Annotated in this window: 17 protein-coding genes; 16 read left to right on the top strand and 1 reads right to left on the bottom strand. The window is 35.8% G+C overall.

From position 1 onward, the window contains the following. Positions 1-81: 81 nt before the first annotated feature. From DUT69_RS06815 to DUT69_RS06785, 7 genes are all read left to right on the top strand, one after another. Positions 82-2,031, top strand: coding sequence for an amino acid permease (locus DUT69_RS06815; RefSeq protein WP_113652335.1), 1,950 nt, complete (start codon positions 82-84; stop codon positions 2,029-2,031). Between the two features lie 17 nt (positions 2,032-2,048). Continuing rightward, entirely contained in the window at positions 2,049-3,080 is a 1,032-nt protein-coding gene (locus DUT69_RS06810; RefSeq protein WP_113652334.1) for an acyltransferase, read from the top strand. A 165-nt stretch (positions 3,081-3,245) separates the two neighbouring features. Then, entirely contained in the window at positions 3,246-3,764 is a 519-nt protein-coding gene (locus DUT69_RS06805) for an RNA polymerase sigma factor (RefSeq protein ID WP_162796207.1), read from the top strand. Then, positions 3,757-4,551, top strand: coding sequence for a HEAT repeat domain-containing protein (locus tag DUT69_RS06800; protein ID WP_113652332.1), 795 nt, complete (start codon positions 3,757-3,759; stop codon positions 4,549-4,551). Before DUT69_RS06805 ends, DUT69_RS06800 begins: the two co-directional genes overlap by 8 nt. Positions 4,552-4,579: 28 nt before the next feature. Further along, positions 4,580-5,494 (top strand): DUF4097 family beta strand repeat-containing protein, encoded by a 915-nt coding sequence (locus DUT69_RS06795; protein WP_162796206.1) that lies wholly within the window; start codon positions 4,580-4,582, stop codon positions 5,492-5,494. 81 nt (positions 5,495-5,575) lie between these two features. Continuing rightward, positions 5,576-6,292, top strand: coding sequence for a TlpA family protein disulfide reductase (locus DUT69_RS06790; protein WP_113652330.1), 717 nt, complete (start codon positions 5,576-5,578; stop codon positions 6,290-6,292). Positions 6,293-6,320: 28 nt separating this feature from the next. Then, on the top strand, positions 6,321-7,733 hold the full coding sequence (locus DUT69_RS06785; RefSeq protein WP_113652329.1) for a serine hydrolase domain-containing protein: 1,413 nt from the start codon (positions 6,321-6,323) through the stop codon (positions 7,731-7,733). A 107-nt stretch (positions 7,734-7,840) separates the two neighbouring features. Here the strand turns inward: DUT69_RS06785 and DUT69_RS06780 are convergent, their stop codons facing one another. Then, positions 7,841-9,802 carry a KUP/HAK/KT family potassium transporter gene (locus DUT69_RS06780; protein WP_113652328.1) on the bottom strand — a complete coding sequence of 654 codons (1,962 nt, stop codon included), beginning with the start codon at positions 9,800-9,802 and terminating at the stop codon, positions 7,841-7,843. Positions 9,803-9,998: 196 nt separating this feature from the next. On the opposite strand from DUT69_RS06780, the gene DUT69_RS06775 reads away from it, so the two are divergent. From DUT69_RS06775 to DUT69_RS06735, 9 genes are all read left to right on the top strand, one after another. Then, positions 9,999-10,508, top strand: coding sequence for a T9SS type A sorting domain-containing protein (locus DUT69_RS06775; protein ID WP_240186672.1), 510 nt, complete (start codon positions 9,999-10,001; stop codon positions 10,506-10,508). Between the two features lie 30 nt (positions 10,509-10,538). After that, positions 10,539-11,150, top strand: coding sequence for a fumarylacetoacetate hydrolase family protein (locus tag DUT69_RS06770; protein ID WP_113652326.1), 612 nt, complete (start codon positions 10,539-10,541; stop codon positions 11,148-11,150). Positions 11,151-11,155: 5 nt separating this feature from the next. Next, complete coding sequence (locus DUT69_RS06765; RefSeq protein ID WP_113652325.1) at positions 11,156-12,913, top strand: M23 family metallopeptidase; 1,758 nt, start codon at positions 11,156-11,158, stop codon at positions 12,911-12,913. A gap of 73 nt (positions 12,914-12,986) precedes the next feature. Next, a complete protein-coding gene (gene bcp / locus DUT69_RS06760) occupies positions 12,987-13,448 on the top strand; it encodes a thioredoxin-dependent thiol peroxidase (protein ID WP_113652324.1) in 462 nt (153 codons plus the stop codon). A 430-nt stretch (positions 13,449-13,878) separates the two neighbouring features. Beyond that, a complete protein-coding gene (locus tag DUT69_RS06755; RefSeq protein ID WP_262511033.1) occupies positions 13,879-14,745 on the top strand; it encodes a transketolase in 867 nt (288 codons plus the stop codon). Between the two features lie 156 nt (positions 14,746-14,901). Continuing rightward, positions 14,902-15,858, top strand: coding sequence for a transketolase family protein (locus DUT69_RS06750; protein WP_113652322.1), 957 nt, complete (start codon positions 14,902-14,904; stop codon positions 15,856-15,858). Between the two features lie 86 nt (positions 15,859-15,944). Then, a complete protein-coding gene (locus DUT69_RS06745) occupies positions 15,945-16,496 on the top strand; it encodes an RNA polymerase sigma factor (protein WP_113652321.1) in 552 nt (183 codons plus the stop codon). A gap of 40 nt (positions 16,497-16,536) precedes the next feature. Then, positions 16,537-17,151, top strand: coding sequence for a hypothetical protein (locus DUT69_RS06740; RefSeq protein WP_113652320.1), 615 nt, complete (start codon positions 16,537-16,539; stop codon positions 17,149-17,151). Position 17,152: 1 nt separating this feature from the next. Next, positions 17,153-17,599, top strand: coding sequence for a hypothetical protein (locus tag DUT69_RS06735; protein ID WP_113652319.1), 447 nt, complete (start codon positions 17,153-17,155; stop codon positions 17,597-17,599). Positions 17,600-17,685: the final 86 nt, after the last annotated feature.

Here is a 17,685-nt window from a genome sequence, read left to right as displayed (position 1 = left end):
TTTTTTAAGTTTGAGCAAACTAACCATATGGTGTTCTCTAATTCTTTTTTAAGAGGCTAAAGAACATTAAAAAACTAATTTATGCTAGACAAACTATTTAGAAAAAAATCTATTAGCAAAATTTTAGAAGATGTAAATAAAGGCCACGGAGAACATGGCGCATCGTTACACAAAACTTTGGGCGTTAGAGATTTAACCGCTTTTGGTATTGCAGCTATTATTGGCGCTGGTATTTTTAGCACCATTGGTAAAGCAAGTGCTGATGGTGGACCAGCAGTAATTTTTCTATTTATTTTTACAGCAGTAGCCTGTAGCTTCGCTGCTTTTGCTTATGCAGAATTTGCATCAATGGTTCCAGTTTCTGGGAGTGCTTACACTTATTCTTACGTTGCATTTGGCGAATTAGTGGCTTGGATTATTGGTTGGTCGCTAATTATGGAATATGCTATTGGCAATATAACGGTAGCTATCTCTTGGTCTGACTACTTTACAGGATTGCTCTCCTCCATAAAAATACCTGCTTTAGGCATTAATGGGATAAACATCCCAGATTGGGCCACAATGGATTACCTGTCTGCTTACAACGGACATAAACACGCAGAGGCATTAGTAAATGCTGGAAAAAGCTTGGCAGACTTAGACAGTGCAACCAGTTTGGCAAACAATGCTTGGCTAACCGCACCTAAAATTGGTAACTTTCATATCGTAGCAGATTTACCGGCTTTGGGAATTATCATTTTTATTACTTGGCTAGTATACAGAGGGATGAAAGAATCTCGTAACGCTAGTAATGCAATGGTTGTAGTAAAACTTGCCGTAATATTACTGGTACTTTCGGTAGGTATATTTTACGTCGATACAAAAAACTGGAATCCGTTTGCACCAAATGGCATTTCTGGTGTTCTAAAAGGCGTTTCGGCAGTGTTTTTTGCTTATATAGGTTTCGATGCTATTTCTACAACTGCCGAAGAATGTAAAGACCCGCAAAGAGATTTACCGCGTGGCATGATGTGGGCAATTATTATCTGTACCATTTTATATGTGGCAATTGCGTTGGTTTTAACCGGTATTGTTAAGTACGATACCTTGGCAGTTGGCGATCCTTTAGCTTTTGTTTTTGACGCAATTGACCTTAAACTAATGAGTGGCATTATTGCCGTTAGTGCGGTTTTTGCAATGGCTAGCGTACTTCTTGTATTCCAAATGGGTCAGCCTCGTATCTGGATGAGCATGAGCCGTGATGGATTGTTACCTAAGTCGTTTTCTAAAATCCACCCTGTGTACAAAACACCATCTTTTGCAACTATTGTTGTAGGTTTTGTTGTAGCTGTTCCTTCCTTATTTATGAACTTAACCATCGTTACAGATTTATGTTCTATCGGAACGTTATTCGCCTTTGTGTTGGTTTGCGCAGGCGTATTGGTACTACAAAACAGACCTGGCGTGCAACGTGGCAAATTTAAAATCCCTTATGTAAATTCTAAATTTATTATTCCAATTTTATTTGTTGGCGCAATTGCTTTGGCTTTTACAGAGTTTAAAAAAGAAACAACTGCTTTTATTACCAACCAAACGCAAGTTAACAGCCCGGTAAATTTTATTACAACATTAACGAGCGAAGAGTTAGAAACGGTTAAAAAGGAAATTAGCGCTAGTCCGGTAGTTTTACAGGGCAAACAAATTGATGCTGAGGCTTATCTAAATAATTTAACCGATGCGCAATACAACGACTTTATGAGTAAATCGAGCATTAGCTTCGAGAAAAAGTATGAAAGTGGTTGGTCTCTTTTCAAACACAAAATCCCGATGTGGATTTTCCTATTAATTTGTATTACAGTAAGCTATTATTGCGTTACCAAAAATCTTTCGTTAATACCGGTTTTAGGTTTATTAAGCTGTTTGTATATGATGTGCGAATTAGGCATTAGCAACTGGATCGGCTTCGGCATTTGGCTAGTTGTAGGTTTAATTGTGTATTTCGCCTATGGTTACAAACACAGTAAACTAGGCCAGGAAACATTGGAAGCTTAATATTTAGGTGGCAAGCTATGCAAACGCTCGAAGAAAAAAACGACACTGCTTGGCTTGATAATTTAAGGGTAGTTGCAACTATCGCTGTTGTATTATTGCATGTTGTAGCACCCCTCGCTTTAAAATTCGGTAAAATTAGCAACGCCGATTGGTGGATAGCGAATAGCATAGATAGTTTAGTTAGATTTTGCGTACCAGTTTTTGTAATGCTCACTGGCGCACTTCTACTTCCTCGTGTACATACGCTAGAAAGTTATTTAAAAAAGCGAGTGGCAAGAATTATCTTGCCATTTCTATTTTGGTCGATTATTTATATTCTACATTTTCTAACCCGCCTGCCAAGTAATTTTGAATTTTCTTTGCAAACTGTTTCTAAAATTGCCGGCAATAAATTACTAACAGGTGCATCTTATCACCTTTGGTATATTTACATGATCATTGGCATTTACCTAATTCTACCAATTATTGGCACTTGGGTAAAAAAAGCAAGCGAAAAAGAAATTATCTATTTTTTAGGACTTTGGCTGCTATCTGTCATTGTATCGAATTCGTCTATAAAAGATTATATCCCAGATTTTAACCTCAAATATTTTTCAGGTTTTATTGGCTATTTAGTACTTGGGTATTACCTATCGCTAAGAACTTTAAACGTTAAAATTGCTACCGCGATGTTTTGTTTTGGAATAATTGTTTGCGCTTTTGGCACCTATTATTTATCCATTCAAAAAGGAAGTTTGTCAGTAGAGCTTTATCAATATTTCTCTTTGCCAGTTATTATTTCATCCATAGGCATTTTCTCTTTATTCAAAAACTTAGAACTGAAAAAAAGCTATTTAGTTAGGATTAGAAACCTGATTAACAAAAATAGTTTCGGTGTTTACTTTATACACATTTTGGTATTGTTTTATTTAAATAAGTTTGGACTAAATATCGCCGATTTCGGATTCGTCATTGGAATTCCACTCTTAACGTTTCTTTGTTTTAGCATTTCTCTGGTAATCATATTTTTACTCAAAAAGATTCCATTTTTATGTGTATTGGTTGGTTAATGATGGAATTACAGCCAGCTTTTCAACTTTTTAGTTTTTTTCTATAAATACGTGCAACAAATAATTGCAACTTGCGACTACCTTATAGAAACATAATTTACTCATCCGATTTAAGATTTTTTTTTGACGCCGCCAGAATATAAAAACGATAATGAATTGATTGCTATGTGCAAAGCAAGCAATGATTTAGGCTATGCTGGCTTATATAAAAAGTATGCTCGGCGAACGTACAATTCTATACATAGAATCGTTTCGCATACGGCAGAGGCCGAAGACTTATTACAAGAAACATTTGTAGAAGTTTTTAAAGAAGTCGATCGTTTGAGTAATGTTTTAAATTTTGAAGCTTGGGTAAAAAGGATTGCCATAAACAAATCCATCTCCCATCTAAGAAAAAGAAAAATCGAGTTTGCTGATTTAGGATTTACCGAAGCGCAAGCTGAGGAAGATTATGATATAGCAGAAAATGAAATATTTGAAAGTAAGGTTGAAGATGTAAAGAGGTGTATTGCCGAACTACCTGATGGCTACAGAACTATTGTTACGCTTTATTTATTTGAACAAATGCCCCAAGAAGATATTAGTAAGCTTTTAGGGATTTCGCACAATACAGTAAGGACACAATACCATAGAGCTAAAAAGAAAATTTTAACCTCGTTAAAAGACAAATCATATTATGAATGATCAGTTAAAAAAATTCATAGATAACAACAGAGATGAATTCGATGATTTAGAACCATCTCCAGAGATTTTTTTTAGGGTAAAGGAAGAATTAAAAGAAAAAAATCCTGAGCAAAAACAGACTGGTTCAAAAATAGTTTTTAGCCAAAAGTGGCTGGTTGCCGCTTCTGTTATCATTCTATTATTTACTGGTTATTTAGTATTTAAAGGCGATAAGAATATTAAAATAATCAGCGAACCGCAAACAGTTTCTAATAAAAAACCTGAAAACAATGTTGAGCGGAACAACCAAAGCGAAACAGCAGATCAAACAATCGATCAATTGGCTGTTAGCAAAAAAACGGTCGAAAAATACAAAGCAAAAGCGTTTGTTAACAACGAAAAAAAGCTTGATGATATGTCGGCGATTTATGAACAGCTAACTGACAGTAGCTCTTCTAGCACAAGATTAGCGGCGATTCTTAAAATCCAGCAAACTGGAAAAATTAGCTACGATATAATAGATAAGCTGGCGAAAACATTAGATGCCGACAATAATAATAACGTAAGATTAGCAGCCCTCAGTTTAATGGGAACTTATAGCGAAGACAGTTATATCACTAGTAAATTAATAAATGCCATACACACCCAAAAAGATCCCATCGTGCAACTGGGATTAATAGAGTTGTTGCGTAAAGCAGATAATCCAAAATTAGACGATAGACTTTACGCTTTAGCGAACGATCCAAATACTTTTACGGCTGTAAAAGACCAGGCTTACATCGTATTACTTAATCAAAACAAACTTTAAATATTTAGAATACTTAACCAAAAAAAATATGAAAAAACGAATTATAATCCTATTTGCGCTAATTATAAGCAGCCTAATGGTAAATGCTCAAAAAGAGTATAGAATGAATAAGTCTACTGGTCATTTAAAATTAAATTTGAACGGAATAGTTGTTGAAGGCTATGACGGAAAAGAAATCATTTTTTCAAGTAAAAATACTCCTGCCGAGGAGGTAGATCAAAGAGCAAAAGGTTTAGTAGCCATTGCCGGTTCTGGATTTACAGACAACACAGGAATTGGAATCAACGTTAAAGAAAATGGTCAGGATATAATTGTAAATAACATTTATAGCAATAATTCAGATAGGCTTACCATCAAAGTTCCGAAAGGCATGAAAGTATCCTTTAACAATAACAGCATGCAATATTACGATGATGTTACCATTAAAAATATCAACGGCGAAATTGAAGTTTCTACCCGCTACAATAAAATTAGGTTAGAAAACAACTTGGGTCCAATGAACATTAATTCAATAAATGGATCTGTAGACGCCGTTTTTACGAGTGAGATAAAGGGTCCGATTTCAATCATTTCTATATACGATTATGTGGATGTTAAACTGTTAACAACTACCAAAGGAGATATTGAGCTGGCAACTAACTATGGCAAACTTTACGCCGCAAAAGAATTTGCAATAGCGGTAGAAAAAACCGAAGCAGAAAAAACTATCAACAAACCAATCGCAACCACTACAACCACCACAACCACAATTACCGGTTCGACGGGTGGAACTACAAACATTAACAAAAGTATTGGCAATCAGATAAATAACAATCTTAGTCAAACTTTAACTTTCGGCTATTCTTATAATGAGGGCGAAAAGATTAAAGGCAAATTAAATGGCGGAGGGATTAATATGATTTTCAAATCAATTAACAATAACGTATATCTGAGACATCAATAATCTTAAAGTCATCAATTGCTTATCTGCAAAAAAAAGCCTAAAAATAATACATATGATGAACAATTTTAACGACAAATAAGCATGGGCATAAAAAAAATTCTGGTAGCAGGCTTATTGCTTTTATCATCCAATGGTTTCGCACAAACTAAGGTTTACATAGCCCCTAACGGCAAAATTCTTAGCGAAGAGGTGTATGAGAAAGGTAAAATTACATCGCTAGCCAATGCCAGAACAAACTATGGTGCAGGTTACCAACTTTACGAGAAATTGGAGCTTGTAGCAGAAACAAATGATAGCATTAAGTACAAATTCAAGTGGGATTTTTTAACCAAAGACATGCTTGCTGAAAAATTGTTGCTGGATAAATTAGTAGGTTCAGCATTTAAATTTAAGGATTTGAACTTCATGAACAAGAGTACGGCTGAAAAGATCAATCTAGAAAAACCTACGTTTATCAATTTTTGGTTTACCAACTGCATCCCTTGTATTGAAGAGCTAACGGCACTAAACGAGCTTAAGGAGAAATACCGAGATAGTGTTAATTTCGTTTCCATTACGTTTGATGATGATAAAAAAGTCTCATATTTTCTAACTAAGCATAACTTCAATTTTATTCACATTGTGGATGAGAAAAAGCTGATCGACTCCCTCGGAATAAGTGGCTTCCCCAAGTCTTTCTTATTGGATAGGAACCAAAAAATACAATTTATAGAAGGTGCATTACCTTCTGCAGAAAACAAACAATCTTACGAAACACAGATGATCTCTTTAGCTGAAAAATTAAACAAGCTAATCTAAATCCTTAAAAAAAGACAACCATACTTTCATGAAAAAATTACTTTTTGTCGCTTACATGATAGCGATAACGGCAGAGCTATGTCCTGCCCAAAGCATAAAACAAACTAAAAAATTAGATAGTGTATTTACAGTTTTAACCAGTCAAAATCAATTTAACGGAAGCGTAATTATTGCAGACAAGGGAAAAATTATTTTGAAAAAAGGTTATGGGTTTAGCAATGAGCAAAGCAAAGAGCTAAATAACCCAAGTACTATATTTGAACTTGCATCGTGTTCCAAACAATTTACGGCAACAGCAATCGTATTGCTTAAAAGACAAGGAAAACTTAATTACGATGATAAAATATCCAAATATTTACCGGAACTGAATTTTTGGGATAAGGTTACTATCCAGGATCTTTTAAGGCACACCAGTGGTTTGCCAAGTTTTATGTTTGACATGCAAAAAGATTGGGACCAAACAAAAATCGCTACAAATGCAGATGTTATTAATTTCTACGCAAAACGAAAAGATACTTTAATGTTTGAACCCAAAAGCCGGCACCAGTACAGCAACACTAACTACGCAGTTTTGGCAAGTATTATAGAAAGGGTTTCCGGTAAAACTTATGCCGAGTTTTTATCGCAACATATATTCAAGCCATTAAATATGCAATCTACTTTTGTTTATAACAGAAGAGAAACGCCAAAAAAAATAAAAAACTATGCCACTGGCTATGTTTGGGCTAACAATAGTTTTAACAAAGTGGTATCAGAAGACCCGGCTTACGATGATAAATTGGTTTATAACATGGACGGAGTAGTTGGCCATGCTAAAGTTAATTCGAGTGTTGAAGATCTTTTTAAATGGATTATTTCGCTTAGAACAAATTCTTTATTAACCCAAAAAGAATTCGATGAGATGACTGAAGTTACGCAAACTTCTAAAGGTAAAAGCATTGCCTATGGATACGGTTTTGATGTATCAAAAAAACAGGATAAATTTTCTTTCGGTCATACCGGAAGTTGGGATGGTTATACTTCGTTTATTTATCAAAATGTGATTAAGGACAGGTCCATCATTATTTTAGAGAACTTTAACTTGGGCACCTACCCGTTTAAAAACATCAATGAAATTTTAGATAATCAGCCAATTACCTTAGAGTTTAAACCAAAAGTTTTACAAGCCGAAAACGAGATGACAAAGTTTGCAGGAACTTACGCTGATGAACAAGATAGTAAAGAGAAACATATCATTACTTACAAAGAAGGTCATTTATTTTATAACACCAGTAGTGCAAAATGGGACATGAGGTTCTTCCCTATCTCTGGTAATGAGTACAAAGGTATTCGACAAGGTGGTGCAGATGGCATTTTAAAGTTCACAAAGTTAGACAACGGCAAAATGAAAATGGAAATGCTAGAGAATGGTCAAGTAATTGGATCTGGAACGAGTATCTAACTCGAAACTTACAAACTCTACGCCTAACGGTCGGCCTCGCCTACCTAAAACGATTACTTATACTTTCAATAAAAGAAAAAATCCAGCTTACGGCTGGATTTTTCGCGTTATACCGACAAGCGGTTTAGTTCAATTTCGTCTGGTGTTACAAATATTAACGGAACCTTTTCTACATCAACATAACTAGAATCAAGACCAAAACTGCTTACCTCTGATAAACTTAGACGTTTTAGCACAAAGTAATAATCCATAATAGTTCGTTCGTAGAAGCTTAAGTTCGTAAACTTCGAAAGATGTTTTTCTAGCAATACAAATCTAAAATCGCCGGCAATTTTATGTTTGTTTAGCGAGGTATACTGACTAGTGATATCAACTTCGCCATTTTTAACCAATTCTTCTACCACTTTACGATACAATAAATTAACGCGTTGCTCTACTCTAAAACCTAGCTTAAAATCGATACGAATCAACTTTCCAGGAATTAGAAACTCAACTTTGTAATCCATGGTATAAGGCTCATCCATAACATCTACGTGAACCAGCCAATATACATCTGCACGTTTTGGTTCCTTTTGTATAATAGAATAAATGATTTTAGATTCGATCTCAGTTTTAAAGTTTGCGCTGGTTAAATAAACTAGCTGAGAAGAAAATTTAGGCACACTTATATCATTACTCAACTCGTTTAAAATGGTGTAGTAATCTTCAATTTCTACATATTTTACAAATCGATTTTTGATTTTTCGAGCATTGTACCAACTCCACATTACACTTAGCAGGACACAACTGATTAACAAGGTAACCCAACCGCCATGTACAAATTTGGCCATGTTACCAATTAAAAACGATAGCTCTATAACTGTATATACAGATACAAAAATTATAATTAGGTACTTTGGAAATTTCTTACGCAACATGTAAACGGCAACTAAAACCGTTGTCATTAAAAACGTTAGGTTGATTGCCAGTCCGTAAGCGCCCTCCATTTTTCCAGATTCCTGGAATATCAAAACGATAATAATACAGCCCACACATAGCAGCCAATTGATAGAGGGCACATAAAGTTGTCCTTTTTGTACACTTGGATAATGAATGCGCACTTTAGGCCAAAGGTTTAAACGAACTGCTTCTGAGATTAGGGTGAAAGACCCAGAAATCATAGCTTGCGATGCTATAACCGCAGCAGTTGTAGCCAAAATAACAAGGTAAAGCACCATATCTTCTGGCACTAGTTGAAAGAATGGATTCAACAACTCATTGTGCGGATCGTAATTGGTGTGTTTTAATACCCAAACACCCTGACCTAAATAGTTCAAGATCAACATCAGTTTTACAAAAATCCAGCTGATTCTGATGTTGTTTCTACCACAGTGTCCTAAGTCACTGTAAAGCGCCTCGGCTCCAGTAGTACATAGAAAAACGCCACCTAGAATTATTAATGCTCCAGGGTTTGTTATCAATAAATGTACTGCGTAATATGGGTTTAGCGCCTTAAAAATAGATGGATCGTGTAAAATTTGCACAAAGCCAGTTATGCCTAATACAGCAAACCAAATAAACATAATAGGTCCAAAAAGTTTCCCTACCAAATTGGTTCCAAACTGTTGGATGATAAATAACAGCGCAATAATGCTAATTACAATAGGCAAAACCTGTACGTCGGGAAATTTAAGTTTCAGACCCTCTATGGCAGATGTTACCGTTATGCTTGGTGTTATCATACCATCGGCAAGTAATGCAGCTCCCCCAATTATTGCGGGTATAACCAACCATTTTGCCTTTTTCCTTACTAACGAGTACAAAGAAAAAATCCCTCCTTCACCTTTGTTATCGGCTCTTAGGGTTATAATTACGTACTTAATTGTAGTTTGTAAGGTAAGCGTCCAAATTATACACGAAAGTGCACCCAATACTAAATCGGGGTTTATCGTTTGCTTTGCGTCTACAACAGCCTTAAAAATTGCCTTTAAAGTGTATAACGGAGAAGTACCAATATCTCCAAAAACTATACCTAAACTAACTAGAACGCCGCCCGCGGTTAGGGCATTTACATTTTTATGTTGTGACACTGCTATAAAATTATGTGGCGCAAAATTAACTAATTATTTACGATTATGCCGATTAATATTTTTACAAAAAAAATACAATGCAAATCTGCATAAAATGAACAAAAATTAAGGGTGTTAAATTGTGTTAAAAAATAGTTTAATGCAGAAATAGTTTGATTTCTTTATTTAATTATTTATATTTTTGCCACACCTAAAGATGAATTTGAAGTCGAAAATAGCGTTCTCATGGAGTTTACTATGCACATTATGCATGGTTGCTTTGCTGAGCAATTCTGTTTTTGCACAAAAGATTGACACGAGCAAGATAACCTACAAGCCGAAACCTAAGGTTGTAAGTAGGGTTCCGCAAATAAATGCCAATATCACACCCTATAAGCCATCTATTAGATACGGAACTTTAAGCAACACTCCCGCTGGCACAACCATAACCAATAAAACGGGTAAAATATTATCTGTTTTAAAAGTATATCCAAATCCGGTTAACGAGCAAGTAAATATAAGTTTACGCTTAGATAAGGAAACTTCTTTTTCTGTAAAAATCACCGACTTGCTTGGTAACGACGTGGCTGTTTTGGCAAACGAGCGTTCGCCAGCTGGAGAGCAAACAAAAACGTACACAATCCCTAACAAGCTTAATACCGGAATTTATTTTCTCCGAATTTCGGCTGGCGGAGAATTGATTGTTAAACGTATCTCGGTATTATAATTTACCCTTTAGATTGTTATTTTTGCTTCTATGAAGATAATTGCCATCGGTCGCAACTATGCTGCGCATGCTAAAGAACTTAATAACGAGGTTCCATCTAAACCTATTATATTTTTAAAACCAGATACAGCTGTTTTAAAAGACAACAAACCTTTTTATATTCCAGATTTTTCTTCGGATATACATTACGAGCTGGAAGTTGTACTAAAAGTTTGCAAAGAAGGCAAGCACATCGCCGAAAAATTTGCGCACAATTATTACGATGAAATTGGTTTAGGCATAGATTTTACTGCCAGGGATATACAAAGCGAACACAAAGAAAAAGGTTTACCTTGGGAACTTGCAAAAGCATTTGACAACTCGGCGGTTGTAAGCAACTTTTTGCCAAAGGCAGATTTTGCAGACATGTATCAATTGCAGTTCGAGTTGCAGATTAACAAAGAAACCCGCCAAAACGGACATACTTCGAACCTCCTATTTTCGTTTGAAAAGATAATTGCTTTCGTATCTCAGTACATTACGCTAAAAAAAGGCGACTTAATTTTTACCGGCACACCAGAAGGTGTTGGAAAGGTAAATACCGGCGACCATTTAGAAGCATGGCTAGAAGGCAAACAATTATTAAACTTCAACGTTAAATAAGCTCAATGTTTAGTAAAGAAAATACTTATGGCCAATTAAGGCCTAAATTCCGCTATCTTTTATTTTTTGCTCTAATTTTCGCCATCGAGGCGGATGCTCAGCAAATTTTTAGTTCCAACAACTATCCCTTAACGGATTTTATACAACCTTTGGATATCAAACCACCTGCTTTGGCTGGTTCTTTTGGCGAGTTAAGATCTAACCACTTTCATTCTGGTGTGGATTTTAGAACTAACCAACGTACTGGTTTTCCGGTCTACGCAACAGCTGATGGTTATATTTCAAGGTTGCGTGTGCAAAATAGTGGTTTCGGTTTGGCTTTGTATATCAATCATCCAAACGGTTATACTTCTGTTTATGGTCACTTAGCTAGGTTCAACCCTAAAATTGCGCAAGAGGTAAAAAAAATCCAATATCAAAAAAAATCTTACGAAATTGACGAATTCCCTAACGCAGATTTCATTCCCGTAAGAAAAGGCGATGTCATTGCATATTCTGGCAACACAGGAAGTTCTGGTGGCCCACATTTACATTTCGAACTTAGAGATACTAAAACAGAGGCAACTATTAACCCACAATTGTTAGGAATCCAAATTCCAGACAATATTCCACCTGTTATTTCGTCTATGTATGTTTATAGACTAAATAGCAAACCATTTAACGAATTTACACCAAAGCAATATTTTCAGGTAATTGGCTCAAATGGCAATTATAGTTTAAATAAAGTTACTACCATTAATTTAAGTGGCGAAGTTGGTTTTGGGATTGTGGCTACCGATAGACATAGTGGACAATCTGGATTAAATGGTGTTTATTCTATAGAGCTAAAGCTAGACGGTAAAATCGTTTATACTTCGGCCTTAGAGCGATTTAGTTTCGCCAATAGCAAGGCAATTAATTCTCATGTAGATTATCCGGCTTTGTTAAATTTAAAGCGGAGCATTCAGAAAAGTTTTGTAGACCCCGGAAACCCATTGCAGATTTACAGTAACTTGGTTAACAATGGTCGCATAACTTTTGACGATGGGAAACTGCACGATGTTAACTACATTATAACCGATGCATCTGGCAATAAAAGTACGATTGCATTTAAAGTACAGGCAGACAGCAAAGCTGTAATTAACACGCCGAGTGCGCCAAGTGGCGTAACCTTCGCTTACAACAAACTAAATGAACTGGTTAATGATGAGGTTAAAATAGTTTTACCAAAAGGAACTTTGTATAACGATTTGAATTTTATCTACAAACGGTTGCCAAAACCGCAAGGAAATGCTTACTCGGCCATGCATCAAATTCATAATAATTTAACGCCGTTACACGTAGGTTTTGAAATTTCTATAAAAGCAGATAGTACACTTTTGGCCAAACATCAGTCAAAAGCGCTAATTGTTAATGCAAATCGCTCCTCGCAAGGCGGAAGTTTTGAAAACGGTTATGTTAAGGCAAACCCAAGAAATTTTGGCAGTTTCTTTATCGCGATAGATACAATTGCACCGAACATTGTCCCGGTTAACATTGCCAATGGCAAAAACATGGCTGGTTTAAGTAAAATGAGTTTTAGAATTAGCGATAACCTATCGGGAATAAAAAGCTTTAATGGTTATATTGATGGCAAATGGATATTAATGGAATTTGACACAAAAACCGCTAGCCTTTGGCACAACTTTGACGAAAGGACTACACCTGGAAACCATAAATTTGAGTTGGTAGTTACGGATATGAAAGACAATGTAAAACGTTATTCAATAGACTTTTCTAGATAAAGCTACCATTGTAGGATCAATCGCTAGATTGTTAGCAATTAATCCACCATAAAACAATTTTAAAATAAACAATATGAATATACCTAAAGCCGGCGATAAAGCCCCAGCGTTTACATCAAAAGACCAAAATGGAAATGAAGTTTCTTTAGCACAGTTTAAAGGAAAGAAGGTAGTATTATACTTTTACCCAAAAGACAGTACACCAGGTTGCACGGCCGAGGCATGCGATTTTAGGGATAATTACCAAGGTTTAAAAAAAGAAGGCATCGAGGTTTTAGGTGTTAGTGTAGACGATGAAAAATCTCATCAGAAGTTTATAACAAAATACGATTTACCTTTTACCTTATTGGCTGATACGGATAAAAATATTGTAGAAGCTTATGGCGTGTGGGGAGAAAAAAACATGTACGGTAAAAAATACATGGGTACCAATCGTACTACTTTTATTATTGATGAAGAGGGAAACATTGCCCATGTTATTTCTAAAGTAGATACCAAAGCACCAACAGCGCAGGTTTTAGAATTATTAAAATAATTTTTTATCATTAAAATAGCCCGCAGATAGCGCAGAAAAGGCTCGCAGATCAACTAAGATTAAAATTGCGGTTTAAAATAACAGAAAGGTCTGCGAAAATCAGCGTGAAATAAATGGGTCGCAGTTTAACAAAGGATAAGTAGGCGAAGACAGGAACGAAAAAAGCGCTATTGGTTTATTGCATTATCTTTTGTGCATAAACCCGATAGCGCTAAATAGCCCCGCATCCGCCCTGGCGGAAAGGGCTATGAGCAATAGCGGGACTGTATTTGCCGACAGAGCAACCACGATAATTTTCTAACAAAGTTAACACTAAAAACATGTAAAATTTTAGCCTCGTTTGTTAGTTAGCTTAATTTTTATAATTACCTTGCCTTTAAATTAAAATCTAATTTAAGGGTGATTTTAAACTTATTTGTCGTTAGCGACTATAAACAACAATATTAATAAAATGAAACATACAATTAGCGAATTAGAAGATATTGCTTCGCAGGTAAGAAGAGATTGTTTGAGGATGGTACACGCTGTTCAGTCTGGACACCCAGGGGCATCTTTAGGATGTGCAGATTTTTTTACCGCACTTTACTTTGAAGTATTAAATCACAATCCAGAATTTACGATGAAAGGCGAAGGCGAAGATTTATTCTTCCTTTCTAATGGCCATATTTCACCAGTTTGGTACAGCGTTTTGGCCAGATCTGGTTATTTCGACGTAAGTGAATTAGCAACTTTCAGAAAATTAGACTCAAGATTGCAAGGCCACCCAACAACGCACGAAGGTTTACCGGGCGTACGTATCGCATCTGGTTCTTTGGGGCAGGGTTTATCTGTGGCAATTGGTGCTGCATTGGCTAAAAAAATTGATGGCGATAAAGGTTTAATTTACACATTAATGGGCGATGGCGAACTACAGGAAGGTCAGAACTGGGAAGCTTTAATGTTTGCGCCTTTTCACAAAGTGGATAATTTAATTGCGAGCGTAGATTACAACGGTCAACAAATTGATGGTCCTACAGAAAAAGTGTTATCGTTAGAAAATCTTCAAGCTAAATTTGAAGCTTTCGGATGGCATGTAATTACTTCGGATGGGAATGATATGGGCGAAATTACCAAAGCTTTGCATTATGCTAAATCGTTAACCGGTAAGGGCAAACCGATTTTAAACTTAATGAGCACACAAATGGGCTACGGAGTAGATTTTATGGTTGGCACGCACAAATGGCATGGTTCTGCACCGAGCGATGAGCAATTGAAAACTGCTTTAGACCAAATTAAGGAAACTGCCGGCGATTACTAATCAGATTGGAGAAAATAGATATGAGGTTTGGGCTTTACAACACTCAATATCTCAGCGCAAACATTAATAACAAAAAGATTTGAGGAAATAGATAACGAATGGACGTAAGATACTCCAGCTCCAATCTCAATTCTCCTATCTCACATCTCAAAAAAAATGAAGAAATACACGTATACAGAAAAAAAAGATACACGTTCTGGTTTTGGAGCTGGATTACATGAAGCAGGCAAACGCAACGAGAATGTTGTAGCACTTTGTGCCGATTTGGTTGGCTCTTTAAAAATGGATGCTTTTATTAAAGATTTTCCTGAGCGTTTTGTACAAGTTGGTATTGCCGAAGCAAATATGATGGGTATTGCTGCTGGTTTAACTATTGGCGGTAAAATTCCATTTACAGGTACTTTTGCAAACTTCTCTACAGGAAGAGTTTACGATCAAATTCGCCAATCTATAGCTTATTCTGGCAAAAACGTTAAAATTTGTGCATCTCACGCTGGCTTAACTTTGGGCGAAGATGGTGCAACACACCAAATTTTAGAAGATATCGGTTTAATGAAAATGTTGCCAGGAATGGTAGTTATTAATCCTTGCGATTATAACCAGACTAAGGCAGCAACATTGGCAATTATGGATTACGAGGGTCCAGTTTACTTACGTTTCGGTCGCCCAGTAATTCCAGTGTTTACACCAGAAGATCAAAAATTTGAAATAGGTAAAGCCTGGATGGTAAACGAGGGAACGGATGTTACAATTTTAGCTACAGGCCACATGGTTTGGAGAGCGATTGAAGCTGGTGAAAAATTAGCAGAGTTAGGTATCGATGCAGAAATTATAAATATACATACCATTAAACCTTTAGATGACGAAGCTATCTTAAAGTCTGTTAAGAAAACAGGTTGCGTGGTAACTTGCGAAGAGCACAATAAATTTGGTGGTTTAGGCGAAAGCGTTGCTCGTTTACTTACAACAGAATATCTTGCACCACAAGAATTTGTTGCGGTAAATGATAGCTTCGGCGAAAGTGCTACACCAGATCAGTTAATGACTAAATACAAATTAGATCCAGCTGATATTGTTGCCGCAGCTCAAAAGGTTATTGCGAGAAAAAAATAAAATAGATATGAGAAAATAGATGTGAGATTTGAGACAATAGGTCTAATCTCACATCTCAAATCTCGTATCTCCTATCTAAAAAAAGAATGAAACAAGTTGAAGACGCAGAAATATTGCAGAAGTTTGGTATCGAGAAAACTCGAAACGAAGCGTTCAACTTACTTATAACTAAATATCAGCAGAAAATATATTGGCATGTACGCAGATTGGTGATAGACCATGATGATGCCGATGACCTGGTTCAGGAAACTTTTGTTAAAGTTTGGAAAAACCTGGCTAACTTCCGTAGCGACTCTCAGCTATACACTTGGATTTATCGCATAGCGACTAACGAATCCATCACTTTCCTAAACAAGAAAAAACTAAAAAACAACATTTCTTTGGATGATGTAAGCTCCGAGCTGGCAGATAGTTTGGCGTCTTCTTCTTACTTTGATGGCGATAAAGCACAACGCAAATTACAGGAGGCAATTCTAACCTTGCCAGAAAAACAGCGCATCATCTTTAACATGAAATATTTTGATGATATGAAATATGATGAAATATCTGAAGTTTTGGGCACATCTGTAGGCGCATTAAAAGCTTCGTTTCATATCGCAGTTAAAAAAATTGAAAGTATTTTAATAAATAACGATTAGCTATTAAACCTTTTGCATTAAAATACATCAATAATACGTGATGAATAAGAGAGAAGAAAATATGGAGTGGGAATTGGAAGCACCTTACCTGGCCAGCTTACCTAGAACCACGCCTTTTAGTGTGCCAGATGATTATTTTAAGCATTTTCCATCGCAGGTCGAATCCGTTATTTTTTTAAATGGTTTAGCCGAAAAAGAAGATTTAGGTTTTAGTGTACCTACCGGATATTTCGAAGATTTAACCTCAGCTATACAAAGTAGAATTACTGTTGATAGTTTCGCCAATAGAGAAACAGCTTTTACAACACCCGACAATTATTTTGAGAAATTAAATGCTGCTATTTTAAGTAAAACCATATCAGACAAGCCTAAAACTAAAGTTCGCCGTCTTTGGGGTTCAGATTTTATGAAGTATGCGTCTGCTGCTTGTTTTATTATTTTAGCTGCAACCGGTTTGTATTTAAATCAGCAGAATAACTTAAAACTAGAACGCAGCGCAGAGTTGGTAAGCGAGCAAATGCTGTATGACATTGACGAAAACGTAATTATCGAGCATTTAAACGAAACTCAAACAGCTTCTAACTTATCTAACGCCGAGATGGAAAGCTACATATTAGAGAATTACACATCCAACGATATATCTACCAATTTATAAAATGAAACAATTAATTATTGCACTATTTATGTTAATGCCGGCACTTAGCTTTGCACAAGGGCCACGCGGAGGAGATGAAAAAATAGAGGCAGCAAAAGTTGCATTCTTTACCCAAAAACTAGATTTGTCGGCCGACGAGGCTAAGGTCTTTTGGCCTTTGTACAACGCTTATCAAAAAGAACAAAATGCATTAAGGGCTTCGCGAAGGGAGCAGATGATTAGTTTTAGAAAAGTAACCGAAATTGATGATTTGAGCGATACCGAAATACAATCGCTTATTTTAAATGATTTCGATTTCAGACAGAAGGACTTAAACATAGAAAAAAAGTACTACGCTAAATTTAAATCTAGCTTACCTATTAAAGTGGTTGGCAAATTTTACAGAGCACAGGAAGCGTTTAAAAAAGAATTGTTATCTCGTTTTAGAGGTGGACCAAACAAACAATAATTAAATAATAATTAATTTTTAAATCCCGTGTGTAATGTTTGCATACGGGATTTTTTTATTTACAAAATCTAGAAATTTATACTTGC

Source organism: Pedobacter namyangjuensis (assembly GCF_003313325.1).
In the GTDB taxonomy this organism is placed as follows: Bacteria; Bacteroidota; Bacteroidia; order Sphingobacteriales; family Sphingobacteriaceae; genus Pedobacter; species Pedobacter namyangjuensis.
This window is presented reverse-complemented; position numbering and strand designations above follow the sequence as displayed.